Origin of the sequence: Bradyrhizobium sp. 159 (assembly GCF_023073795.1) — a bacterium.
GTDB lineage: Bacteria > Pseudomonadota > Alphaproteobacteria > Rhizobiales > Xanthobacteraceae > Bradyrhizobium.
This window is the reverse complement of record NZ_JADPKE010000114.1, coordinates 162,352-186,988: the sequence shown is the minus strand read 5'-3', so window position 1 is coordinate 186,988 and position 24,637 is coordinate 162,352. Positions and strand designations below refer to the sequence as shown.

The 24,637-nt window shown below is 63.7% G+C and carries 22 protein-coding genes; 6 read left to right on the top strand and 16 right to left on the bottom strand.

The features are described 5' to 3' along the window. Positions 1-171: 171 nt before the first annotated feature. Positions 172-783, top strand: coding sequence for an acetyltransferase (locus IVA96_RS34040; RefSeq protein WP_247422063.1), 612 nt, complete (start codon positions 172-174; stop codon positions 781-783). Here IVA96_RS34040 and neuB read toward each other — a convergent pair. From neuB to IVA96_RS34015, 5 genes are all read right to left on the bottom strand, one after another. After that, positions 780-1,850 carry an N-acetylneuraminate synthase gene (gene neuB, locus IVA96_RS34035; protein WP_247334311.1) on the bottom strand — a complete coding sequence of 357 codons (1,071 nt, stop codon included), beginning with the start codon at positions 1,848-1,850 and terminating at the stop codon, positions 780-782. The genes IVA96_RS34040 and neuB overlap by 4 nt on opposite strands. Continuing rightward, positions 1,847-3,025 carry a UDP-N-acetylglucosamine 2-epimerase gene (gene neuC, locus IVA96_RS34030; RefSeq protein ID WP_247334313.1) on the bottom strand — a complete coding sequence of 393 codons (1,179 nt, stop codon included), beginning with the start codon at positions 3,023-3,025 and terminating at the stop codon, positions 1,847-1,849. Before neuC ends, neuB begins: the two co-directional genes overlap by 4 nt. Further along, the gene (locus IVA96_RS34025) at positions 3,018-4,202 is read right to left on the bottom strand and encodes a LegC family aminotransferase (protein WP_247334314.1); all 1,185 of its coding nucleotides are present in this window, start codon (positions 4,200-4,202) and stop codon (positions 3,018-3,020) included. Before IVA96_RS34025 ends, neuC begins: the two co-directional genes overlap by 8 nt. 19 nt (positions 4,203-4,221) lie before the next feature. Next, positions 4,222-5,241 (bottom strand): NAD-dependent 4,6-dehydratase LegB, encoded by a 1,020-nt coding sequence (locus IVA96_RS34020; RefSeq protein ID WP_247334315.1) that lies wholly within the window; start codon positions 5,239-5,241, stop codon positions 4,222-4,224. Between the two features lie 122 nt (positions 5,242-5,363). Beyond that, positions 5,364-6,566: an HAD-IIIA family hydrolase gene (locus IVA96_RS34015; RefSeq protein WP_247422060.1), complete on the bottom strand. Its 1,203-nt coding sequence runs from the start codon at positions 6,564-6,566 to the stop codon at positions 5,364-5,366. Between the two features lie 452 nt (positions 6,567-7,018). Here IVA96_RS34015 and IVA96_RS34010 point away from each other — a divergent pair, with 452 nt between their 5' ends. Both IVA96_RS34010 and IVA96_RS34005 read left to right on the top strand, forming a co-directional pair. Beyond that, positions 7,019-7,888 carry a hypothetical protein gene (locus IVA96_RS34010; RefSeq protein ID WP_247422058.1) on the top strand — a complete coding sequence of 290 codons (870 nt, stop codon included), beginning with the start codon at positions 7,019-7,021 and terminating at the stop codon, positions 7,886-7,888. Between the two features lie 9 nt (positions 7,889-7,897). Beyond that, positions 7,898-9,304 (top strand): DUF6418 domain-containing protein, encoded by a 1,407-nt coding sequence (locus tag IVA96_RS34005; RefSeq protein WP_247422057.1) that lies wholly within the window; start codon positions 7,898-7,900, stop codon positions 9,302-9,304. A 31-nt stretch (positions 9,305-9,335) separates the two neighbouring features. On the opposite strand, the gene IVA96_RS34000 is transcribed toward IVA96_RS34005, so the two are convergent. Continuing rightward, positions 9,336-10,319 carry a class I SAM-dependent methyltransferase gene (locus IVA96_RS34000; RefSeq protein ID WP_247422055.1) on the bottom strand — a complete coding sequence of 328 codons (984 nt, stop codon included), beginning with the start codon at positions 10,317-10,319 and terminating at the stop codon, positions 9,336-9,338. Between the two features lie 230 nt (positions 10,320-10,549). Between IVA96_RS34000 and IVA96_RS33995 the strand changes: the two genes are divergently transcribed. Further along, positions 10,550-11,290, top strand: coding sequence for a hypothetical protein (locus tag IVA96_RS33995; protein WP_247422053.1), 741 nt, complete (start codon positions 10,550-10,552; stop codon positions 11,288-11,290). Positions 11,291-11,346: 56 nt separating this feature from the next. Next, on the top strand, positions 11,347-12,222 hold the full coding sequence (locus IVA96_RS33990) for a hypothetical protein (protein WP_247422051.1): 876 nt from the start codon (positions 11,347-11,349) through the stop codon (positions 12,220-12,222). Between the two features lie 65 nt (positions 12,223-12,287). Here IVA96_RS33990 and IVA96_RS33985 read toward each other — a convergent pair whose 3' ends face one another. The 8 genes from IVA96_RS33985 to IVA96_RS33950 form a co-directional block, all read right to left on the bottom strand. Then, complete coding sequence (locus IVA96_RS33985; protein WP_247334322.1) at positions 12,288-13,127, bottom strand: SDR family oxidoreductase; 840 nt, start codon at positions 13,125-13,127, stop codon at positions 12,288-12,290. A 13-nt stretch (positions 13,128-13,140) separates the two neighbouring features. Then, complete coding sequence (locus IVA96_RS33980) at positions 13,141-13,902, bottom strand: SDR family NAD(P)-dependent oxidoreductase (RefSeq protein ID WP_247334323.1); 762 nt, start codon at positions 13,900-13,902, stop codon at positions 13,141-13,143. After that, positions 13,899-14,747 (bottom strand): sugar phosphate isomerase/epimerase family protein, encoded by an 849-nt coding sequence (locus IVA96_RS33975; RefSeq protein ID WP_247422049.1) that lies wholly within the window; start codon positions 14,745-14,747, stop codon positions 13,899-13,901. Before IVA96_RS33975 ends, IVA96_RS33980 begins: the two co-directional genes overlap by 4 nt. Continuing rightward, the gene (locus tag IVA96_RS33970) at positions 14,744-15,508 is read right to left on the bottom strand and encodes an SDR family oxidoreductase (RefSeq protein ID WP_247422046.1); all 765 of its coding nucleotides are present in this window, start codon (positions 15,506-15,508) and stop codon (positions 14,744-14,746) included. Before IVA96_RS33970 ends, IVA96_RS33975 begins: the two co-directional genes overlap by 4 nt. Further along, entirely contained in the window at positions 15,501-16,190 is a 690-nt protein-coding gene (locus IVA96_RS33965) for an acylneuraminate cytidylyltransferase family protein (protein ID WP_247334326.1), read from the bottom strand. Before IVA96_RS33965 ends, IVA96_RS33970 begins: the two co-directional genes overlap by 8 nt. Beyond that, positions 16,190-18,109 carry an N-acetylneuraminate synthase family protein gene (locus IVA96_RS33960; RefSeq protein WP_247422044.1) on the bottom strand — a complete coding sequence of 640 codons (1,920 nt, stop codon included), beginning with the start codon at positions 18,107-18,109 and terminating at the stop codon, positions 16,190-16,192. The genes IVA96_RS33965 and IVA96_RS33960 overlap by 1 nt, the downstream gene beginning before the upstream one ends. A 22-nt stretch (positions 18,110-18,131) precedes the next feature. After that, positions 18,132-19,508, bottom strand: coding sequence for a CBS domain-containing protein (locus tag IVA96_RS33955; protein ID WP_247422042.1), 1,377 nt, complete (start codon positions 19,506-19,508; stop codon positions 18,132-18,134). Between the two features lie 400 nt (positions 19,509-19,908). Next, entirely contained in the window at positions 19,909-21,132 is a 1,224-nt protein-coding gene (locus IVA96_RS33950; protein WP_247422040.1) for an AMP-binding protein, read from the bottom strand. A gap of 89 nt (positions 21,133-21,221) precedes the next feature. Here IVA96_RS33950 and IVA96_RS33945 point away from each other — a divergent pair, with 89 nt between their 5' ends. Continuing rightward, the gene (locus tag IVA96_RS33945; protein WP_247422038.1) at positions 21,222-22,376 is read left to right on the top strand and encodes an AGE family epimerase/isomerase; all 1,155 of its coding nucleotides are present in this window, start codon (positions 21,222-21,224) and stop codon (positions 22,374-22,376) included. Here IVA96_RS33945 and IVA96_RS33940 read toward each other — a convergent pair. Together IVA96_RS33940 and IVA96_RS33935 are read right to left on the bottom strand one after the other, a co-directional pair. Then, positions 22,373-23,212, bottom strand: a complete 840-nt coding sequence (locus IVA96_RS33940) for an ABC transporter ATP-binding protein (RefSeq protein ID WP_247422036.1) — start codon at positions 23,210-23,212, stop codon at positions 22,373-22,375. The two genes, IVA96_RS33945 and IVA96_RS33940, sit on opposite strands and share 4 nt — an antisense overlap. A gap of 136 nt (positions 23,213-23,348) precedes the next feature. Next, the gene (locus IVA96_RS33935) at positions 23,349-24,632 is read right to left on the bottom strand and encodes an ABC transporter substrate-binding protein (protein ID WP_247422034.1); all 1,284 of its coding nucleotides are present in this window, start codon (positions 24,630-24,632) and stop codon (positions 23,349-23,351) included. Between the last annotated feature and the right edge of the window lie 5 nt (positions 24,633-24,637).

Sequence of the window (24,637 nt, the reverse complement as noted above, 5' to 3'; positions counted from 1 at the left end):
AGGGGGAGCGGCCCAGGGCTGAGCCTGCTATATCGCGGCTGCGAGAGGCGGCGTCAACCCCGGCGGACGTGCCTCGGGCCGCCCCGTTAACCTCACCATTTCGCGGCCCGAAGCGGCAGTTTGAAGACCGGCGATCCGGCCGTTAAGATCAATCCGCGCAGGGGAATCGCGATGGATGATCTCATCATCATAGGGGGCGGCGAGCATGCCTTCATGGTCTACGAGGCGGCGCTGTTGTCCGGCAGGTTCAAGGTCGTCGGCTTTCTCGATCGCCAGCCCGGAACGCTCGGCGACCTCAGCTATCTCGGAACCGACGAGGCCGCGCTGAACTATCCGGATGCCGCCTTCGTGGCGGGAATCGGATTGATGCAGGCGGGGCCTGCCCGCCGGCAGATGGTGGGCCGCATGCAGGTCAAGCGCTGGGCGTCCGTGATTCACCCGCGCGCGATCGTCTCCCCGTCAGCCCGGATCGGCGCAGGCGCCGTCATCATGCCGGGCGCGATCGTCAATGCGCGGAGCCGGATCGGTGATCACTGCATCATCAACTCTGGCGCCATCGTCGAGCACGACGTGCGGGTCGGCGACTACACACATCTGTCGCCGGGGACGGTGGTCGGCGGCGGTGCGGAGATCGGCGAGAACTGCTTCGTCGGTCTCGGCAGCCGGGTCAGGGATCACATCGCGATCGGCAAAGACACGCTGGTTGCGATGGGATCGGTGGTTACGGCCCCATGGCCGCCAGGATCCGTCCTTCGCGGCGTTCCGGCAAAGCCGCAAGGCTAGAGCGGATCGTCCGGCTCGAGCGCACGCGGCGCTGCCGTTCCGATCAGTGACCAATAGTCGATCGGCGGCCGGCCCGCGCCGGGCCGCTTGGCAGTGATGTCGGCCGGGCCGATGGTTTCACCGGCCTTCAGCGCGCGCGCTGCGACGAGGCTCTTGCGCGCCACCGGCACGTTCCTGATCTCGGATTCCTTCGCCGTCTTCACGCCGTCGCCGATCGCGCGTTCGACGTTGCGGATGGCCGCGACCATGCGCTTGAAATCGTCAGGCTCCAGCGAGGCCACGTGATCGGGGCCTTGCGCCCTGCGGTCGAGCGTCAGGTGTTTTTCGATCGTCGTGGCGCCGAGCGAAACGGCGGCGATCGAAACTTCAAAACCGTCGGTGTGATCGGAATAGCCCACTGGAAGTTGGAACGACGACCGCATCGTCGCCATCGCGGCGAGATTCACGTCTCCGATCGGGCAGGGATATTCGGTCGTGCAATGCAGCAGGCTGACGTGCCGTGCGAGCGCGCTGCGTGCCGCCGGATCGCGCCACGCCCCACGGAAGGCGGCGATGCCGGGCCGATCGTTGCGCTGGCCGTAGCCATGGGCGAGCACGCCCAGAGCCTCCTCGATCTCGCCGAGCGTTGCCATGCCGGTCGAGAGGATGAGCATTGCGCCGGCCTTCGCAGCAGCATGCAGCAGCGGCGCATTGGTGAGATCACCCGATCCGATCTTGATGCGCGGCAGTTTCAGCGACAACAGGAAGGCGAGCGAGGCGTCGTCGAATGGCGTCGACAGGAATTCGATGCCTCGCTCCTTGGCGCGCGCGATCAGCGTGTGATGCGCGGCTTGTGGCAATTCGAGCCGTTCCAGCATGGCGAGCTGGCTCTCGGCGGCATCCGTCGTTCGTTGCTGATAGTCGGCCTTTTTCGCCGCGCCGCCGGCGAGCGCCTTGGCGTTGAACGTCTGGAACTTGACGATGTCGGCGCCGGAATCGGCGGCCGCATCGACCAGCGCCAGTGCTTTCTCCAAGCTGCCGTCATGATTGACGCCGGCTTCCGCGATGATCAGCGTGTGCGTCGTCATGGCTGCGCCCCTTTGGCCGGAATCTCGTAAAAACCTTTTGCCAGAAGCTCCCTGAAATCCGAAATGCCGGCGACGATTTCGGCGAAGCGCCGGCTGGATGCGCCGTCGCCGTAAGGGCTGTCGGTCGCCTGCCGGCCCCGTTGCAAGGCTTCAGCGATCGCGCCGGCAATCGCGTTGCGCTCGGGCGCCGCATGAAACACCGAGGCCGCACGCTCGCGCCCCTTCTGACGGTCGCCGACGTCGACCGTGGGAACGCCGAAGGAGGGCGCTTCGAGCACGCCGCTCGAGGAATTTCCGATCACCACATCCACCTGGCTCATCAGGCTGAGATAGCGAAGCTGCCCGAGCGAGGCGACCGCGATCGTGTTCTGGCGGTGAGCCGCGAAAGCCTCGATCCTGGCGTTCAACGCACGGCCCTCGGCATCCGCGTTGGCGAGCGTGAATACGAAACGAAAGGCGGGATCGAGCGTTGATAGTGCCGCGAACAATTCGTCCAGTTCGGACACTGACCGCCCGGATTCAACCGTGACCGGGTGGAACGTGATGAGCGCATTGCGTTCGCCTAGCGGCATTCCGAGGGCGCGGCCGATGCCGTCGCGGTCCATCAGATCGAGATGCTTGATGGCGTCGATGCCGACCGATCCGATGGTGTGAATGCGGGACGGATGCTCGCCAAGCTGGATCAGCCGCTGCGTCGAAGCCCGATTGCTGGTGAAATGCAGGTGCGCCATCTTGCTGATGGCGTGGCGGGTGGATTCATCGATCGCGCCCTCGGTCACGTCGCCGCCGAACAGATGCGCCATCGGGAGTCGCATGAACATCGCAGCCTGCGCGGCCGCGAACATCTCGAAGCGATCGCCGAGCACAACGACGAGATCCGGTTGCAGGCGCGTGAAGGCGTCGGCAAAGCCGATCACGCCGAGTCCGACTGATTTGGCAACACCAGCGCCCGAGTCGCTGCTGAGCAGCGACTCGACACGCTCGTCGACTTCGAAGCCCTCCTCGCGGATGGCGTTGAAGGTGTAGCCGAACTCCGGCGCAAAATGCATGCCGGTGGCCACGAGCTGAAGCGTCAGGCCGGGCGTTTCCCGGATCGCGCGCATCGGCCAGACCAGCAGCCCGAAATCAGCGCGGCTGCCGGTGACGAAGCAGATCTTTCGCGCGACATTATTCATCGCGGGCTCTGATGCTGGCGCTGCTGGGCAGGTTAATCAGCCGGCGCTCGATGGCTTCGGCGGTCGAAAGGTCGCCGCGCGGGCTTTGCGCGAACATCGGCAGCTTGTGCATCAAGGTCCAGGCCGGACGCGCGCCGAAACCGGCCTCGTTGAGCGCGGCGAGAAGATCGTCGCGCTGGCCGGCCTGGGCTTCGTCGAGCAAAATCGCATTCAGCCAGTAATTGCTCGTGGTACCCTTCGGCTCGCGTGAGAAGCGGACGCCGGGAACATCCGCAAAGGCACGCTGATAGGCCGCAGCCAACTTGCGCTTGCTGGCCAGGAAGCCGTCGAGCTGCTCGAGTTGGGCGCAGCCGAGCGCCGCATTCAGATTGGGCAGGCGATAGTTGAAGCCGATCTCGTCGTGGATGAAGGCCCATTTGTGCGGCAGCTTCGCAGTCGTCGTCAGGTGCTTGGCGCGGCGCCCCAGCTCTTCATCATTGCTCAAGATGGCGCCGCCGCCGCCTGTGGTCACGATCTTGTTGCCGTTGAAGCTAAGCGCTGCCAGGCGCGCCCGCGACCCGACCGCCCGGCCCTTGTAGGTGGACCCCAGCGATTCCGCGGCATCCTCAACCAGCGCGATGTTCCAAGCGTCCGCAAGGGCGGCGATCGCGTCCAAATCGACGGGGTGCCCGAATGTGTGCATGGGGGCGATCGCTGCGATGCGGCGGCCGGTCTCGCGATTGATGGTGCCGATTGCAGTCTTCTGCGCGACCGCGTCTAGTCGCACAGCGAGCGCATTCGCGTCCATGCCGAGCGTTTCGAACGAGCTGTCGATGAAGTGCGGTGTCGCCCCGCAATAGGCGATCGCATTCGTCGTCGCGATGAAGGTCAGCGCAGGGGAGATGACTTCGGCGCCGGGCTCCACGCCGGCAAGCCGGAAACAAGCATGCAGCGCGGCTGTGCCATTGACGACGGCGACCGCGCGTTTGGCGCCGGTGACCTCCTCGAGCATGCGCTCGAACCGATCGACGAACGGGCCGACCGAGGAGACGAAGGTGCTCTTAATGCACTCTTCGAGATAGGCGATCTCGTTGCCGGCAAACACCGGTTCGTGCAGCCCGAGAACTCCATTAGGTGTCCCCACCGCGCGCCGCACGGCATCGACGATCGTCTTTGGCTCGAAGGTTGTGCTGGTCACGCGACTATCCACGATCGTCTCAGACGTTGTAGACGTCAGCCTTGTAGCGGCTGAGATTTGCGGGATTGGTAAACCAGTTGACCGTCTTGACCATGCCGCGGCGCATACCGTCGACACCGCCGAATTCAGGGCTCCAGCCGAGCTGCTGGCGTGCCTTGGAATTGTCGGCCCAGAGCCGCTCGACCTCGCTGTTGGCGGGACGCAGGCGCGCCTCGTCGGTCTCGATTTCGATCGACGTTCCCATGACTTCGGCGATCATCCGCGCGGTCGCGCCGACCGAGATCTCAAAACCGCTGCCGAGATTGATGGTTTGGCCGACGACTTGCTCTGCAGGCGCCGTGAGGCCCGCGATCAAGCCGCGCGCAGTGTCGGTGACGAACGAGAAATCTCGCGTCGGGCTGACGGCGCCGAGGCGGATCTTCCGCTTGCCGGTCGCGATCTGGCTGATGATCGTCGGGATCACCGCACGCGCCGACTGCCGCGGGCCGAAGGTGTTGAAGGGGCGGATCACCACGACCGGCATGTCGAACGAAGCCTGGAACGACAGCGCCATCTGATCGGAGGCGATCTTCGAGGCGGAGTAGGGGGACTGTCCGACCAGCGGATGGCTCTCCTTGATCGGAACGGTCTGAGCCGTGCCGTAAACTTCACTGGTCGAGGTCTGCACGAAGCGGCGCACGCCGGCCATGCGCGCGGCCTGGAGCACGTTCACGGTGCCGCGCACATTAGTTTCGACATAAGAGTCGGGAGCGACATAGGAGAACGGGATCGCGATCAGCGCCGCAAGATGCAGCACGTCGGTGCAGCCGCTCGCGGCCGCGATCATAAAGTGCGGATCGCGTATGTCGCCAGCCACCACCTCCACCGACGTCATGATGTCGGCCGGCACCGTGTCGAGCCAGCCCCAGGAGTTGAAGGAATTGTAATAGACGATCGCCTTGACGCGGGCGCCGGCCTTGACCAGCTCCTCGACGAGATGCGAGCCGATGAAGCCGTCGCTGCCGGTGACAAGGACGCGGGCGTCCTTCAGATCTTCCATGCCGGACCCCAAAAAGGCGATTAAGCCAGTATTCGCAACAAGATGGGGCTATAGCATACTGGCCGTCGCGTGCAACAGAGCAACATCCGCCAAATGCCGGGGATGCAGCTTTTTGGGCGCCTCTAGCCGTTCCTGGTCGAGGCCAGGCGTTGCTTGACGAATACTTCCAGATTTCCGCCCTCGAACAGATGCCCGGCGACCCCCGCCGCCTGCGCTGCTTCGATGTCGCTTTGCTTGTCCCCGATCACCATGCTGCGCGTCATGTCGACGGGGAAGCGCTTGATGAGATCGGTGATCATGCCGGGGGCCGGCTTGCGCCGGTCGCTCGTGCGGCAATAGCGTGCGACGGTTCCGTCCGGGTGATCAGGACAATATTCAAATGCATCGATATGCGCACCGATCAGCGCCATCTGGTCGGCCATCCAGCGGTGCAAAGCGAGGACGTGGTGCTCTTCGTAGTAGCCGCGGGCGACGCCGGACTGATTGGTGATGACGAAGGCGAAGTAGCCGGCGTCGTTGACGGCTTTCACGGCCTCACGCGCGCCCTCGATCCATCCGAGCTTGTGCGTCTCGAACGTGTAGCCTGAATCGTGGTTGAGCACGCCGTCGCGATCGAAGAACACGGCCGGCCGCCGCAGCTTCTCCGGCAACTCGCGATCGGCGCGTGCGAAATCGTCGGGAATGCCGATGTCGATGAAGTAACCGCGATAGGCCGTGCCCCGCAGTGCGCCGGATGCGGTAAGGCCGGGGAATACATCCTGCTCGAGCGAAGCCGGAAGCTTCGCGATGTCGGCGAGAATGGATTTGTCGACGACGTAGATGCCCGCATTGACAGGCCCTGTGGCGCCCGAGCCGGGAGCGATGAAGTCACGCACCACGTCACCATCGAGCACGACGCGCCCGTAGCGGTCTCCGACGACGCCGTCGCGCAATGCCATGTGAACGCGCCCGCCCTGCGCGCGCGCGATCAGATCGAGCAGGTTTAAGTCGAACAGCGAGTCGCCGTTGAGCAGCAGGAAGCGGTCATGCAGCAGGTTGCGCGCATGCACGAGCGCGCCACCGGTGCCGAGCGGCTCGCTCTCGCGCGATACCAGGATCTTTGCCCGGCCCTTGGTCGCGCCAGCATAATGGGTCTCGACGATCTCGGCCCTGTGGCCAGCAAGCAACAGGATCTCATCGAAGACGTGGTATCGAGCCAGTTCGTCGATCAGCGTGTCGAGAAACGGCCGCCCGCCGATTTCGAGCATCGGTTTCGGCACGGTTTTGGTGCGTTCGCCGAGGCGGGTGCCGAGCCCACCGACGAGGATGACGGCCTGTCTCAGCATGACAGATCTATCCGTGGGCACCTCAGTCGAAGGTGAGCAGCGCAATATTCCTGACTCAATGCTCTGGCTTCTCGTTGGATGGAGCTGTGGCCGGGTCTTCTCCCAGCTGCGGTCGACCTTCGAACAAGGCTTGGAGGAAGCAACAGGAGTGACCAGCGTCCCGCACCAGCGCGCAAAATCGCGCGCTGCTCGCCGTGACAGGAACTGTTGTATATGCAGTGTTTACTTAGCAGCGGCCGGAAGCAACGAGCAAGGGAAAAGTCGTGGATCCCCTTCGCTAGACCAGCGTCCAGGCGGATCCAAGCGGCAGCCAGGCTCACAATCGTTCATCGAGCCCTCTGGTATGCGCCGATTGATCAACCATAGATGGCTCAGTATGATATCGACTGGGCGCCGATCCACATTCACATTGTGGAGCTTCCCATTCATATCGTGTCCGGAACAAGAATTACATGCCGATGGTCGAGCGTACGCCGCAAGCTTCAGCTTTTTTGCCGCTTGCGAGGTGGTCAGATGTCGCTGCCCAAGCGGTACGGAGACATTGGATTCTTTCGCTCGTGATCGGAGCGATCCTGTTGGCTGCTCTTGGTTCCCTTGCGGTCGGCCGGAAGGTGGAATCCTGGACCGCGACCACGTCGATCGCAATTGGCACAATGCCCAGCTTTGACGGCATTCTCGGGCTCTCCGGGGTGCCGGTCGAACGTGTAGAGAATGCCCGTGATCTGGTGGCGCGGATCGGAGCGATCCAATTTCAGGACAATGTTCTGGCCGATGCTCGGAAGGCACTTCGCGACACCCGGGGGTCATTCGCGGGAGCCTCGTTGCGCGGGATCGTTGTCGACGATTCCTCGATCCGTCTGGAGGCGAGTTCCGCCTCGAAGGAGGAGGCGCTGACCCTGCTTCAACAAGCAATCCTCGCGATCCAGGCAGCGCACCAGAAATTATTCGAGCCGAGAATGGAGTTATTGCGCTCGGTGCGCGCTAGCCTGCAAGATGCGAGAGCGCGGCTCAACGATACGCTCAAGAAAGGCGACATGGAGTTTGCGCCGGCTCGATCGGATGGAACTTTTGCCGGACCTGTGTTCGTGGCTAGTCCAGGTGCGTCGGTCGACAGGATGCTCAACATCGACACGCGCATCGCTGTACTGGCCTATCTCGAGCGCACCGGGCGGATGACGGCTTCACAAGATGAAGCGTCACCTGCGACGGAAGGGCCCCGGCAAGTCAATCTCGTGCGAAAGGCGATTCTGGCGGGCTTGGGCATGGTTCTTTTTATCGGTCTGTTGACCTTCTTCCTGAGACTGTCTGCGCGTGCCGTGTAGGGCCTGGCAATGACCCTTCTGGCTGGAGTCTCCATACTCCTCTTCATCGTCTGGCTGGCGCTCTTCAGGTCGACGATCTTCGTGTGCGTCGCCTTTCTGTTGTTTACCTTCGCGTGGCGCACGATCTCGTCGCTCTATATCGATCTCTCGGGGCCGGTTTTTTCGTCCCAGCTTCAGATGTATATTGGCCCCGGCGTCATGACGGTGTTCCAGTCCATGGCGTACTTTCTGACGCTAATTCCCTTCCTCTGGGTCTTCAATCCGGCGACGCTCGATGAGTGGGCGCGGTCGGCGCCAATTCCCGAACCGCGTGCGAGCCATTCTCAACTGACCCTTTCGGACGCCACGTGCTACGCGTCCGTCCTCTTCTTGGTCTTGCTTTTCGGCGCCCTGATTCAAGGGGGCGTCATTCCGCTATTTGCCAAGATCGAGCGTTGGACCTTTAACGAGCAGGCCAATTTCCTCCATCGATTTGTGATCGAGCGAGGCGACATGCTCTGCTTCTGGTGGGGAGCCATGTTCGTCGCGGAGTGGTTGCGGCGCCAGCGATACGATTATCGTTTTCTGAGTTTGCTGGCCGCACTCATGTTCTACACGTTTCTCGCAGGCGGCCGCTTCTCGCCCTTCTACCGATATTGTGCATTCTTTGTCATACCGTTCTCGGCGGTGTTGCTCGTTCAGGCGCGGGGACTCGGAAGCGGAACTTTATTCAGCTTGATGCCTCGGATTGCCGATCGCCGCATCGTGCTGGCCGGCGCCGGCGTCATTGTGGCGACGGCCGCGATGATCGCATTCGCGCTCTACTGGAATCTGACCAGGGTCAGAGGATTCGAAGGTGAGGCCGCGCGGGGCGCTCTTGTAGAGCGCGTTCTCGTGCAGCCGTCAGAGATTGGATGGGCATCCTATCAACGTGTTCTGGTCAACGGAGATTGGGATGCGCGGCACGCGTTCGATGCCCTGTTCGAGCGCCCCATCGTTGCGGGACGAAACACGACACCGCAGTTTCTGATGTCCGAGACGATCGGTGAGCCACGGACAACGGAGCACATCACGGGCGGATTTCAATTCGCAGGCGGATTTCCTGAAATCTTCTTCGAGCTGTTTGGTCCTTATTTGGGCTGGATCTTTCTGCTGGGGGCCGGTTGGCTCACTGCGCTCATCTCCGCGGTCATGATCCGCTCAATCGTCGCCGAGCGATATCTCACCTCGGCTTTATCCTTTTATGTGTTGTACGGCTTCTACGTCATGTACATCGGTGGCATGCTGAACTTCGTCGCGACGCCGACATATTGGGTCAAAATTGCTGCGCTGTTCGCCGCAATCGTTGTGGAGGAGCGGGTGCAGAGGTTCGGCCGGCCCATTCTCCCGTGGGTGCTGGCCGACAGGACTCGTTTGTTTCGCCGCTCTGCCATGTGATGTCCGTGCGCCCAGCCGGGACTGGCAATCTTCAATTTCCTTTCGAAGGATCGGCCGGACGACCCACGATCAGGGAGCCGAGCGTGAACAGATCCTCCTCGGAGAACCCTCTGAAGCATGGTGCCAATCGTTCGAGGATATGTCGCTCCGGTGGCCGGCGGTCGGGCTGGTCGCTCAGCAGCTCGAACCCGGCCTCTCTGAATAGCTCCAGATATTCGCTGTGGCGCAGACGATTGACGTATTGGAAGCGCGACTGGAAGGGCGCCCAATCCTCCTCGGAATAAGTCAGGAAGTTCAACGAGCTGATGGACGGATCGAAGCCTTTGAAGTGGTCGCTATAGTCGATTTGCATGAGGACCAGTCCGTCTGGACGCATAATGCGCCGCAGCTCCTTCAAGATTGCCGCGACGTCGGTCTTGGGAATGTGCTCGAGCGTTTCGACGGAGACCGCGCAGTCGATCGAACCGGCCGGCAGGCCCGTCGTCCGGGCATCCGCTGGCGCACGATAGTCGATCCTCCACGACCGTTCGAGGTCGTCCAAGGAATCGATGTCGGGGTGGCTGGTGCCGCTGAGGCGGGAAATGATGGCGGCATTGGAGCGGATCAGCTCCAGCTTGGCCAAGCGCTCGATGTCGACGGTGATGAAGCGCCGCGCGCCATGCGCGCTGAAGGCGAGCGGAATGATCAGATCGCGCCCGGCGCCGAACTCGAAGAAGATCGAATCCCGGAGCGGCCGCAGGCTGTACGCTTCGTGAACGCCCAGCAGTCGCTGCGCAAGCGTGTAGACGGATTTGACCTGTTTCTCGGGCCGCGGCAGCCGTCGTGTGACGTAGCGCTGCAGGGCGTAGTGAATGTCTTCGCCAAAGGGGATATTCGACAGCACCGAGAACGCTCGCGCCTTTGTCTGCCAGCGCATGTCAGTGGTTCCTCGGCTGAATGGAGTGACTAGCCAGCTTCGGTCGTACGGGAGCCATATGAACAATGCAAGGTTGTGGGAGCGGGCGGCATCGCACACCTCGACCGATTCCGTCCTCCAGACTGCTGAGCGTGCTCGTGGCGAGTTGTGTTCCGACCCGCTCGGTGCGCCGCCATTCCCGGTTGATTCCACTGTCGGCGGAGCGTAAACAGACCCTCAAATTACGTCGACGTTTTGCATGCGGGCCGGAACATCGCGTATGACCTTTAGAATGCCGCCGGTTGGTTTGGTCTGTGCCGGTCCATTACTCTCCCGCCGAGTCTTGTCGAATGTCCGGTGAACTGCAGATTGGAGAGGCCGTCGCTAGGGGCTATCCTCCCGCCGTTCTCTATCTGCGCAACGACGAGGTCGTCACGACGGAAGTCTGCGCATTCAACTACTTCTCGGTCTTCCTGAAGGATCATCCGGACGTGGATGCTCATGTCTGGCTCTTCGACGGAGCGGGCAAGCCGGCCGGGTATTTCCACACGGAGCTCGGCGTCAACGGACAGTTGCAGTTGCAGACTTCTAGGCTGTGTCCGCACGTTTCGGGAACGGTGGCGATGGCGCTGATACCGAAACACGAGACCAAGCTTCGTCCCGGACGGAAGGTGACCACCGGCTATTACACACAATATTTCTCGCAGCATGGCGCGGTGACATTGTCGCACGAACGCGAACCCGTCGCGGCGGCGCCGTTCCCGACCTCCGCCTGGATGCAATCCTATCTCACGCGCTTCCTGAAAGAGTCCGGTGTGGTGTTGGTGAACTCGTGCATGGCGTCAGAAGGGCCGTCGGTGGGAACGGCCCGCCTCATGGCCCTGAATGGCACCGCATTGGGCGAGCGTGCGCTTCCGGAAATTGCGCCGATGGGCGCCGTCCGCATCAGCACGCTGGATCTTTTCCCCGAGGCTGAAAGATTGATCGGCGCGAGCGAGGGATTCGCCCTTGAGTTCAAGGGCACCAACATCGCCAGTCCGTTCAGCTATTATGAGTTTGCCAACGGCAAATTCAGCCTTCATCATTTTTAGGGGCTACCGTGACACGTTTCCCGTCCAGTCCTTGGAAGCCTCACGAGCCTCGATTCATGTTCCCGACCTTTGCGGGTATCGAATCGCGCATGGGTTTCTCGATTCCTGCCTGGTATCGTCCAGTCGACATCAGGTATCTCCGCAGTCTCATTGCCGGCAGCCTGCGCAAGAACTTTCGCGAGACGGTCAAGGATCTCGTTCCCGAGCTCGCTAGCCTGGTCGCTTCGGGCTTCAGCAAGAAGCTCAGGTTCAAGCTGCACATCCTGTCGCGCGACGGCGATTACCGAGCGACCTATGAATTTCCGGAAAACTATTCGCCGGGTGCTTCCGTCGAGGTCGAACTGTCGCGCCTGTTCGCCTCGCTCAAGCTGCCGCGGGACGACTATCTCGTCATCGCTGTGATGTCACGCGGACGCATGGACGGCTTTCGGTCTTCGCCTGCCAGCTATTCGATGACCTATGTCGATCAGGACAATGTCGCGATCTATCGCACCGGCGCGTTTGCCCGGCCCTTGAACGAGGGTAGGCTCAAGGCGCACGTTGGGTTCACCGGAATCAATCCGAAGATCATCGCAACCAGCGACATCGTCAGCAGCCTGATGCTGATCAATCACTCCTCCGATCCCGAATACGCTCATGCGGCGCGGCCGACGTCGAAGCTGATCCGCGAGGATGGCGAGCAGATCGACGGCGATTTCGGTGAGATTCCGCCGCTCGGGGCGCGCGAGATGTCGGTCGTGGACATGTTCGGCAGCCGCGTGTTCGATTTCCTCAAGCCGTTCGGCGGCCGAGGGACAACGGTCACCACCTGCACCGGAGTTACGCTCGCGAGTCTGCACTTACAGCGTACGAACGACAACCGGCGGACGCTGCTGGGCATCGAGCACTCGCGCCCTGCGCACATGAACCTAGCCGGCATCTTGCAGCATTAGGGAGATCGCTCATCTGAGCGCAGGGCAGTGGTGTCTCGCCCTCCTCATGAGCGGCGGTGCCGCGGTTACCATACGCTCCTGCCGCCGTCCATGACGAGATTCTGTCCGGTCATGTAGCTCGATGCATCCGAGCAGAGGAACTGGACCGCGGCGCGATATTCGTCGACGTCGGCCATGCGGCCCATCGGGATCAAGCGTGTCAGCCGTTCGACGAAGGCGGGATCCTGGTTGTTGAAGACGCCGCCCGGCGAGATCGCGTTGACGCGCACGCCGTGATCGGCCCAGTAGGTTGCAAGATATTTCGTCAATCCGATGAGACCGTGCTTGATTACCGAGTAGGTCACCGGCTTCACCGGCTGCTCCTCTTCACTTGTCACATGCGGCTGGCGATAGAGTCGCTGGTCCGGCGCGATCACCCCGAGATCGGAGGCGATGTTCAGGATCACCCCGCGGCCACGTTTGGCCATCTCGCCGCCGAACACTTGCGCGCACAGCATCGCGCCGGTCAGGCCGACCGAAATTTCGGTCTGCCACTGCGGTACCGGGAACGCCTCGAAGCGCGAGGAGTGCGTGACGCCGGGCGCGGAGGTTACCTTGGGGTCGATCGCTGCGTTGTTGACGAGGATGTCGACGGTGACGCCGCGGCCTGCAAGCTGCTCGTTTGCAGCGCGCACCGAGTCGAGCGAAGCGACGTTGATCTCGAGCGGGATCAGATCGGCCGAAGGTGCGACCTGCTTCAGCGCCGCCGCGGCGGCTTCAGCCTGCGTCAGGCGGACATCGGTGACGACTACGCGCGCGCCGGCTTCCGTGAGCGCCGCGACATGCTGTTTGCCCAGCAGTCCGCCGGCGCCCGTGACGAGCGCGGTGCGTCCGGTCAGGTCGTAGCGGGAGAAGGGATTTGCCATCGAAGGCTCCTGTTCAGCTTCTGAGCTGGCCGCCGTCGGCCACCACGACGCTGCCGGTGATAAAGGCGGCTCGTGGCGAAGCAAGGAAGGCAACGACGTCGGCGATCTCCTCGGGAGTGCCAAGCCGGCGCAGCGCCACCTCGCGCTGGAGCATGTCGTCGACCGCCGGCTTGTTTTCGGCGATCTTGCGCGCCCAGGTGCCGTCCGGGCTCAAGATGTTCCCGGGCGCGACCGCGTTGATGCGGATACCCTCCAGCGCCAGCGGGCGCGCCAGTCCGCGCACGGTCGCGTTCAGGGCCGCCTTCGCACCGTAGTAGGTAACGGGCGCGCCAAGCGCCGCCATGCCCGCAATTGACGAGATGCAGACGATAGCCCGGTCGCCGCTACCGCGCGCCATCAGCGGCCGGGCCGCCTCGATCATGTTGGTCGCGGCGAACAGATTGAGATCGATCATCCGCGACCATTCCGCCGCGGTTTCCTTGCCCGGCGGCACGGAGGCGCCGGTGCCGACATTGCAGATCAGGATATCGAGCCGGCCCCATTGTTTCCCGATGCTCTCGACCAGCACCTTCGCGGCGACCGGATCCGTGACGTCGGCGACATGCATCGAGGCGTTGCCGCCGACCGCTGCCCGCGCGGCATCAAGCGCATCGGCGCCGCGCGCAGCGAGCGCGACCTTTGCACCCTCCGCGGCAAGCGTCGCGGCGATTGCGAGCCCGATCCCGCGGCTGGCGCCGGTGACGAGCGCGACGCGATCGTTCAGCTCGAGTTTCATCGCGCGGCGTCCTCGATCCAGCCAACCGTCATGTCGCGATATCTGGCCAGCGCGCCGGCATGGTCGCCGTCGACAGCGCGCGCGGTCTGCAGGATGTACTGCCCCTTGTAGCCCGATCGCTCGATCAGCCGGATCGTTTTGGCGAGATCCGCATTGCCGGTGCCGAGCGGCACGGTGGTGCCGCCACGGACGCGGTCCTTGACGTGAACATTGAAGATGCGCGGCGCATAGGCCCCGATCTCCTCGTCGCTGTCATAGCCGAGCGAGGCGCTGTTGCCGCTGTCGTAGTTGATGCCGAACATGTCGGCCGGAAACGCCTCCATGAACCGGGCGAGCTCGCGCGGGGGCAGATCGGACTCGAAGACGATCTTGACGTTCCGTCTTGCAAGCGTCTCCGAGCGCGCGAGCAGCACGCGCTTCAACGTGTCGCTCTCGCTCTCGCGCTCGATCTTGCCGTTGTCGACCAGCGGGATCACCACGAATTCGATTCCGATGCGGCTACAGGCGGCGATCAAGAGGTCGAGGTCGGCGACGAGCGCATCGCGCACGACGGCATCAACCTTCCAGAACGGCACCTGCATGAAGCAGTCGCCGGTCAGGCTCGGGATGCGGACGCCGTTCTCGCGCGACAGCGTCAGAATCTCCTGCTGTCCTGGCTCGGTCGTCAGGGGATTGTCGCGCAGCCGCTCCTGGTCGATGGTCCACTCCATCCGCGTCAGGCCGAGCGCCCTCGCGCGCGGGAATTCGTCACGCCATTCGTTCCATGGAAACGCCTGGATCTTGCCGTCGACGAGCGCCGACAGACGTCCCTGCATGAAGCCGATGCGTTGCAGCGTTGCGGTCACGATTTGCTGTCCGAACTGATGGCGAGGCCTTTGGCGATCCAGCCGCCGTCGATGAAGATCTCCTGGCCGGTCATATAGGCGGAGGCTTCCGATGCGAGGAAAACGGCAGCTCCCACCATATCGGCGGGCTGCCCCCAGCGGCCGAGCATGGTGTGGCGGCGCCGATCCTCGTGCATGACAGGATCGGCGAAACTCTTCGCGGTCATCTCGGTCACGACATAACCCGGCGCGAGCGCGTTGACGCGGATGCCGTCGGGCGCATAATCGGCGGCAAGCGCGCGCGTCAGCCCAGCAAGACCGGCCTTCGCGGCTACATAGCCGGGATTGCCGGGAAAGCCGCGGACTGAATTGATGCTGGTGACGTTGACGATCGCAGCCGAGCCCGCGTTCTTCAGCAGCGGATGGGCGGCAAGGATGGTGGCATACACGCCGGTCAGGTCCGTTGCGACCGTCGCACGGAACCGTGTGAGCTCGCTTTCCGCACTTTGGGCGGGAAGGCTGATGCCCGCGGCATTCACGAGTGCGTCGATGCGTTCGCCTCTTGCCGCAATGATGCGGAACGCACCTTCGATCGCCGCATCATCGGAGAGATCGCAGGCAATGGCCCCGACGCCGTGTGGCGCGGTCCCGGACCGGCTGAGCCCGAACACTGTGGCCCCCGCATCTTGCAGGCCGCTCGCAATCGCCGCACCGATGCCGCGCGAAGCGCCGGTGACGACCGCGACCTTGCCTGCGAGGGAGAAGGCGCTGAGATCAGGCATAGCCGTAACTGCGCATGATGGCGGCGCACAGCTTGACGTCTTCGGGACGGTCGATCTGGAACATCTTGTGACGCTCCATCACGTGAAATCCGATCTTGCCGCCGAGACGATTGCTCTGCTCGCGCAGGAGTGAGGGGATGAGAACGTAGAACGAGCCGTTCTCCAGGTAGCGCTTTTCGATCTGCTGCCGCATGCGGCGGTTGCGGAAATCGTAGTTGATCGGTTCCGGGCCGTTGGCACCGATCCGCCAGTTGAAGTAATCCTCGACCTCGCAAACTGAGAGCAAGCTATCAAGGTGCTCGCGGTCGAAGGTCTCCAGGGCCCGTTCGATGTCGGCGGATTCGCGGATCGGCGAGGTCGCCTGGAGCGCGACGACGCGCTCGAAGCGCCCGTGGCGCGCGTCGATGGCCTCAAGCGCGTGCAGCCAGGCGGATTCGGAGGAGGCGAGATCGCCGGAGATGTCGTCGGGCCGGCGCACGCCGACGGCGCCGGCCGCTTCGGCCGCGGCGAGAATCTGCTCGCTGTCCGAGGAGACCGCGACCACGTCGACGCCGCGCGCTGCGCGCGCCTGCTCGACGGTCCAGGCGATCAGCGGCTTGCCGCAGAGATCGAGCAGGTTCTTGTGCGGAATGCCCTTCGAGCCGCCGCGTGCGGCGATCACGGCCAGCGTCTTGCGCGCCATCAGATGTGCCCCTCGAGACGCTCGAGCGCGGTCCAGAAACCTTCGCCCATGTTCTTGTGGCCCTGCCATATCTCGGGAATGAACGACGCGGTCGGTGCATGCTTGCGCAGCACCTGGCCGATTTCGTCGAAGTCGATCTCGCCTTCGCCGATCTGGAGGCCTTCGCCGTCGAGGCCCTTGGCGTCGCCGAAATGCAGATGCGCGGTGTGCGGTCCGAGCTGGGCGAGGCCTTGCGCGAAGTCGAAGCCGAAATGATTCGCAGCGAGCTTGGTATGGGAAATGTCGACGCACATCCGCAGGCCATGCTTGGCGCAGAACGCAGCCGACTCCTCCGGGAAGATGAAGATGTTCTGGTGGCGCTGGCCGCCGAAATGCCAGGGGAATGGCGCCATGGTTTGCGGCGTCAGCTCGACACCGGCCATGTCGAGCTCCGTCAGGCTCTGGGCAAAGATGCGGTAACGCTCGGCCTTCTGCTCCGGCGGCAGCGGCTCGTCCATGGTGAACCCGCCGATATTGGCGACGATCGGGGGGCGCTTGGTCTTCGGGAAGAACTTCTTCAGGCCGCGGGTGATGTCGATCACCGCCTGCGTTTGCTCCAGCGAATAGCGCCGCAACGCCTCATCGGGCGTCGCGAGGTCCATCAGCTTGGAGCCGGCAAACAGCTCCGGGGCGTGCACGACGAAACCGAGATCATAGGTGCCGGAGAGATAGGCCGCCGGATCGCGCTCCATGTCGCTATAGCTCAGATGGAACTCGATGATGTCGGGCTGACAGATTTCCAGGAAGCGCTCGGTGTCGTGATAGCGCACCGGCACGCCCCACGGGCGGTCGAAGCGGTAGCGGCGAGCTCTTGCGGCGCCTTCATCGAGGTCGCTCTGGAAGAAATAGCCGTCGGACGATATCGTTCGCGTCAGCTTGCGGCCGAGCAGCGCCGGCATCTTCAGCGGCGACAGGCCCTGTCCCGGGCTCTTCACCGCAATGTCGCTCTCGGAGATGATCGTACCGGCCGGAAGGTCGCGCGCGGCCACCAGACTCTTCGCGAGATTTTCCCGGTTGATCAGCTCGCCCTGACTTAGCGCGCGTTCTGCGAGCTTCTCGCCGCGCGCCGCCTCCACCTCGCGGATGCCGGAGACGAGTGCCTTGAATTCCTCGGGCTCGAGGCTCGCGGCGTGATCGGGGCCTTCCATCTCGCGGTCGAGCGTGATGTGGCGTTCGATGACGACGGCGCCGAGCGCCACCGCGGCGGTCGAGACGGCGATGCCCCGCTCGTGGCCGGAATAGCCGACGACCGGGTGGATCTCGCGCAGCGTCTCCATGAAACGCAGATGGATGTTGTGGAGCGCCGCAGGATAAGTGCTCTGGCAATGCAGCAGCACATAGCTCGCATTGCGGTCGTCCAGGAATTTCGCCGCGGTCTTGATCTCGTCCGTCGTGCTCATGCCGGTCGAGACGATCAGTGTCTTGCCGGTGGCGGCGAGGCACGCGAGCAGCGGCAGGTTGGTGAGATCGGCCGAGGCGACCTTGTAGGCCTGCACGCCGAAACTTTCGAGCACGGCGACGCTCTTTGCGTCCCAGGGCGTGCAGAGATATTGGATCCCCTTCGCTGCGCAGTACTCGGCGATCTTCTTCTGCTGCGCGGTCGGCAGTTCGAAGCGGCGGAGGAGATCGAGCGTATATTCGACCGCGAGGTCGTCGTCCTTTCCGGACAGACTCGAGGCGCGATAGACCTCCTCGAGCTTGCGCATCTGGAATTTGGCGCAATCGGCGCCGGCCGCGACCGCGGCATCGACCAGCGCGATGGCGCGGTCGAAGTCGCCATTGTGGTTGTTGCCGATCTCGGCGATGACGTAGCAGGGTTGGCCATCGCTCAGAAGACGGTTGCCGATGCGGACCGGAGCAGGTGGTTTGGGCGATGTCATCAACATTCTCGTCTCATATGCGTCAGGCGAGCCGCGCGGGAAAGCGCGACTTCCACGTCCGCAGCCCGTTCTCCTCGAACATGATGCGCGAACAGCGGTGTCCCCCCTGTTCCAGCGCGGCGATGAGCTGGTAGCGCTCGAACGGACGTACGAAGAACATGAAGTAACCGCCGCCGCCGGCACCCAGCAGCTTGCCGCCGACCGCGCCGTGCTGTTTGGCGAAATCGTAGATCGCGTCGATCGCGCCCGACGAGATCTTCGAGCTCAGCTTGCGCTTGGCGTGCCAGGCCTCGTCGATTAGCCGGCCGCATTCCAGGAGCTGGCCGCGCAGCAGATGCCGCCGGATGTCGCGCGTCACTTCCTTCTGCTTGGCGGCCGCAGCGACTGCGTCGCTGGTCTCGTGCTGCGCCTTCTGGTCGCGATGAATGGCCCCGGAATCGCGACCCGAGCCGGTGTAGCAGAGCACCAGGCTCTCTTCGAGCTCGGCGATAATGTTGGGGTCGAGCCGAAGCGGCACGATGGTGTTCTGATCGGAGAAGAACTCCATGTGATTGAAGCCGCCGAACACGGTTGCGTACTGATCCTGCCAGCCGCCGGGGATGTTGAGCATGAGCCGCTCGGCCTGGAACGCCATCTCCGCGATCTCGTGGCGGTCCCACTGATCCCCGCGGAATTCGTTGAAGCAGCCGATGATCGCGGACGAGACCACCGCCGAGCCGCCGAGACCGGAGCCGACCGGGAAGTCGGCCGAGACTTCGAGCTCGAATCCGTAGGTCGGCTTGATCAGGCGCACGACCGACTTGATCAGCGCGAGATCTCCGTCAGTGCCGAGTTCGGCGAGATTGTTAGCCTCCACGGTGCGACGGAAGTCGTGCGAGTAGATCCGGATGCTGGGATCGTTCCGGCGCCGCAGCGTCGCATGAGCGTACATCTTGATCGTGGCGTTGATGACCGCGCCACCGTCATTTGCGACGAAATAGTGCGTCAGATCGGTGCCGCCGCCCGAGAAGCTGATCCGCACCGGCGAGCGGGCGCGCGCGAACACCTCGCTCTCTTCCGACAGGTTGAACAGCTCGCGGCTGAACACGTCGACCAGCCGTCCCTCGCCATCGAGGATCGGCACCACGTGCACGCGTTGGTCGAGCAGCTTGAGGATCTGCTCTCGCGGTCCGCCGGTGCGCGCCCAGACGAAGTTGCGATTGATGCAGGTTGCAACCCGGTCCTGGATTGTGGTGCCCGTCAGCATGCGCCTGCGGATGTCACCGTCCGTCACCGCACCGACGATTCGCCCGCTCGCGTCCTGCGCGAACAGGATACCGAGCATGTTCGCATTCAGGCGCCGGAAAGCTTCCTCAATGGTCTCTGTTTCGGCGATCGTGACGAGGGTTCGTTCAAGCACGTTTTGGGATCCAGGAAAGGCCAAATTCCAGGCCATATCGTTACAGGGGTGGTAATACGGGAGCGGCTGGGACGATGCAAGGTTCCTGCGCCCGGGCGCATTACGCCAAAAAGGGCACGCATCAAGCGCTTCGGCCGCGTAGTGGCCGATTTACATTGGGCGCGGCTTTCATAGAAGCATCCGTAACGGGTCCACACGAAATGGACGCCGATTGGAATCAGCTCGGGGATCAAGTGCGGTATCACGATGGTGCGCGGTGCTGCTGCGCGATGGCGAGTTAATCGCTGCCGCGAGGGAACGCGCTTCGCGCATCCAAGGTGTCCATGCGGACGGCAACCCTCTCTACAGTCGGCTGATCGGTGAGTTCGCGAACGCGACCTCGCTGTCGAAGTCGCTGAAGTCAGCGTTCGTCCGCGATCACCTTGCCGTCGTTCGGCAGCACGCCGGGGCTGACCAGCTCGACGTTGCCACCGAGCTTCGTCACGGCACGCAAGGTGCTGGCGATCTGCTCGCGCAACGCGTCGCTCGCGGCTGTCGTTTCCGCTTTCAGCGTCATTGCGTCGGTCTCGCCCTGGCGCGAGACGACGAGGCGTAGTCGTCCGAGCGCGGAATGGCGGTTGCCGATTTCGGCGATCTGCTCGGGGCGGACGAACATGCCCTTCACCTTGGTGGTCTGGTCGGCGCGGCCCATCCATCCCTTGATGCGCATGTTGGTGCGCCCGCACGGGCTGACGCCCGGCAGAGTCGCGGTGAGGTCGCCGAGCGCGAGCCGGATCCAGGGATGGTGCGGGTCGAGCGAGGTGACGACGATCTCGCCGACGTCGCCCGGCGCAACCGGATCCCCCGTGCCGGGTTTGACGATTTCCAGGATCAGGTCCTCGTTCACGATCATGCCTTCGCGGGCCTCGGTCTCGAAGGCAATGAGGCCGAGATCGGCGGTGCCGAAGGCCTGATAGGCGTCGATGCCGCGCGCCTTGAACTCGGCCTGGAGCGAGGGCGGAAACGCCGCGCCCGAGACCAGAGCGCGCTTGATCGAGGAGACGTCGCGGCCGCCGCTTGCTGCGGTATCGAGCAGGATTTTCAGGAAATCCGGCGTGCCGCTGTAGCCGACCGGCCGGTAAGCCTCGATCAGTTCGAACTGCTGTTCGGCATTGCCGGGACCCGCCGGAATCACCGCGCAACCAAGCGCGCGTGCCGATGCGTCGAAGATAAAGCCGCCCGGGGTGAGGTGATAGCTGAAGGTGTTGAGCACGATGTCGTCCGGGCGGAACCCGGCTGCGAACAGCGCCCGTGCGCCGCGCCAGGGGTCGGCTTGGCGCCCCTCCGGCTCGAAAATGGGCCCAGGGGAGGTGAAAAGACGGGCGAACGACCCCGGCGCGGCCGCCACAAGGCCGCCGAACGGCCTAGAAGCCTTGTGCAGGGCCGGTAGTTCCGACTTGCGCAGCACCGGCAGGCCCGCCAGCGCCTCTCTAGACCTCACTGAGGCGGGGTCGAGGCCCCTCAGCCGCTCGGCATAGGCTGGAGCGGCCATCGCGCCGCGCAGGACCTCCGGGAGCCGGGAAAACAGCTCGGCCTCGCGCGCGCCCTGGTCGCGCGTTTCGAGGGCGTCGTAATGAGCGGTCATGGCTGATCTTTCCGGGTTGGCATGGTCCGTTGCACGCCGCCGCCGGCATCGGTATCAGACGGCCATCGGCGAGGCTTGAAGAGGACCCGATGGCGGACGAAGGAAGTATTGCGGCGGACGAGGCGGTGGACGTCGTCGCGCGCCTGAAGCGCCGCATGATCGACGAGGCGCTGCCGCTGTGGTCGACCGTCGGCTGGGATCACGCCACGGGCGGTTTCATCGACCGGCTGCACCCGAACGGTACGGCGGACGCGGCCGCGCCGCGCCGCGTGTTCGTGCAGGCGCGCCAGATCTATTGCTACGCCAAGGCCGCGCAGATGGGCTGGTATCCCGAGGGGCGAGCGATCGCGCTGAAGGGGCTGGAGCATCTGTTGGACAGAGCGAAGGCGCCAGACGGCCGGCCCGGCTATGTGCACCGGCTGACGCCGGAAGGGGCGGTGCTGGATGCCCGGCGCGATGCCTATGACCACGCCTTCATCCTGTTTGCGCTCGCGACGGTCTACGCCTTCGACCGGGATGCACAGGTGCGCGCCGAGATGGATGCGCTGCTCGGCTTCCTCGACGGCCATCTGCGCTCGCCGCATGGTGGCGTCCACGAAGGCCTTCCGGTCTCGCTGCCGCGCCGGCAGAACCCGCACATGCATCTGTTCGAGGCGATGATCGCCTGCTTCGAGGCGACCCACGATCTGTCGTTCCAGAACCGCGCCGGTGAGTTCTTTGCGCTGTTCCTCGCCAACCTCTATGACAAGCGGAAGTGCGTGCTCGGCGAGTATTTCGAGGAGGACTGGTCGAAGATCGAGCCGATCAGCGTCGAGCCGGGTCACCAGGCGGAATGGGTCTGGCTCCTGAAGGGTTTCGAACGCATCACGGGATGCCCGACCGGGCAGCGGCGCGCCGAACTGTTGGCGACCTCGCTGCGCTACCGCGACGAGGCCACGGGCTGCCTGATCGACGAGGGCGACGACGCTGGCAACATCCGCCGCAGCACGCGTCGGCTGTGGCCCCAGACCGAGATCGCGAAGGCCTGGATCGCGCAGGCCGAGTCCGGCGAGGCGGGCGCGGCGGATGAAGCGCGCGCAGCGCTGTTGCGGCTCGAACGGCATTATCTCAGCCATCCTGTGAAGGGCGGCTGGTACGATCAGTTCGACCGCGACGGCAAATCGCTGATCGACACCATTCCTGCGTCTTCGTTCTATCATGTTCTCTGCGCAGTCACGGAAGCGGAACAGGTGCTGGAAAGTTAAAGCCAGCGCTTGCGCCGCTTGAAGCTCTTGAGGTTCTTGAAGCTCTTGCGCTGGTCGCCGGCGCCGCCGAGGTAGAATTCCTTGACGTCCTCGTTGTCGCGCAGTTCGTCCGCGGTGCCGTCGAGCACGACCTTGCCTTGCTCCATGATGTAGCCGTGGCTCGCCACCGAGAGTGCGGCGCGCGCGTTCTGCTCGACCAGCAGAATGGTGACGCCGAGGTCGCGGTTGATCTTCTGGATGATCGAGAACACCTCCTTCACCAGCAGCGGCGACAATCCCATGGACGGCTCGTCCATCAAGATCATTTTCGGGCGCGCCATCAGCGCGCGGCCGATCGCAAGCATCTGCTGCTCGCCGCCTGAGAGATAACCGGCAAGTCCGGTGCGTTCCTTCAGGCGCGGGAAGTAGTTGAAGACCATGTCGAGGTCGGCATCGACCTCGCGATCCCTGCGGGTGAAGGCGCCGAGCCTGAGGTTCTCCAGCGAGGTCATGTCGGCGACGATGCGCCGGCCCTCCATCACCTGGAAGATGCCGCGGCGCACGATCTTGTCGGGATCGATGCCGTTAATGCGGTCGCCCTCGAACAGGATATCGCCACGCGTGACCTCGCCGTCCTCGGTCTTGAGTAGTCCCGAGATCGCCTTCAGCGTCGTCGACTTGCCGGCGCCGTTGGCCCCTAGCAGCGCCACGATCGCGCCCTTGGGCACATCGAGGCTGAGGCCACGCAGCACCAGGATGACGTCGTCATAGACGACCTCGATGTTGCGCACGCTGAGGAGGGCGGACGCAGGCACGATGCTGGGGTTGGGGCGCGTTGCTTCGGCAGTCTGGGTCATGCAGTCTTCTCCGTCACCCGCGAAGGCGGGTGACTCAGTATTCCAGAGACGCCCAACGTTCCCGAGAGGTCGCGGCGCACTGGATCCCCCGCCTTCGCGGGGGATGACAGTTGTGTGGGGGGCGAGAGCGGGGGGCTCACCACCCCAGCAATTCCGGCTTACGCGGCAGTTCGACGGTCTTGACCTTCTCGAGCTTGATCGTGCCCTTGGCCATGAGGTCGTTGAGGTCGCCATCGGTCGGACCTGAGACCTTGGTGCGATACAGATCGACCTTCAACGTGCCGCGGTGGTCTTTGTCGGTCCAGGTCGAGGGATTACAGACGCCTTCCATCCCGGCCGGAACCCAGTCCTTCTTCTGGTAGAAGCCTTTGGCAACGTTCTCGCCCGTGGCGCCGCCGTTCTTGGCAGCCCAGTCGAGCGCTTCCTTCATGTACAGCGCTGAGCAGACGGCGGCGACGTAGTGTACGGGGCGATAGACCTTGCCGGTCGGATCGGACATCTTGGAGATCTCCATCAGGGTCTTCATGCCGGGCGCATCGCCGCCCCAGCTCACCGCGGTGCGCAAGGGGAAGATCACGCCATTGGCGGCATCGCCTGCAGTCTTGGCGGCGTTCTCGTCCATGCCCCAGACGTTGCCGAGGAACTGGATCTCGACGCCCGCGGTCTTGCAGGCCTTCATCACTGAGATGTTGGAGGCCGCGGTGTTGCCGAGATAAGCGTAGTTGGCGCCCGAAGATTTCAGGCTGAGGCACTGCGCGCTGTAGTCACCGGGTGCGAGCGCGAACACCAGCGGCGGCAGCACCTCGAAGCCGAGCTCCTGTGCCATGGCTTCGCCGGCGGCCTTCGGCGCGTTCGGATAGGGATGGTTGGCGCCCATGTGGACGAATTTCGGCTTGCCGGACTTGCCCTTGGTCTTCCAGTCCTCGGCCGCCCACATCAGCATCGCGCGTAGCGCGTCGGAATAGCTCGGGCCGTAGAAGAAATTGTAGGGAGCAGGCTTGGCCTTGCCGCTGACGCCTTCGGGATCGGTCAGCGCGGCGGCATAGGAGCCGGACATGTCTGGAATCTTGTCCTGTGCGAGGAAGCCGGTCAGCGCCTCGGTGTCCGCGGTGCCCCAGCCCATGATCGCAGCGACCTTCGAGTCCGGCGCCGACCACTTCTTGTAGAGCGCGATCGCACGCGGCACCTGGTAGCCATAATCGTTGGTGTCGACGTTGAGCTGCTTGCCGCCGACGCCGCCGTTTTTGTTGACCCAGGCGAAGGTGTCGGCGACGGCCTGTCCATAGGGCGTGCCCACGTCGGAGGTGCCGCCGGAATAATCGGCGAGATGTCCGATCGCGATCTGTGCCTGCGCGCTTGCCGAGAATGCGGCGATCGCAAGCGCGAGCGATGCGGTGCTCAAAAGGGACTTCATCGTCATGGGTC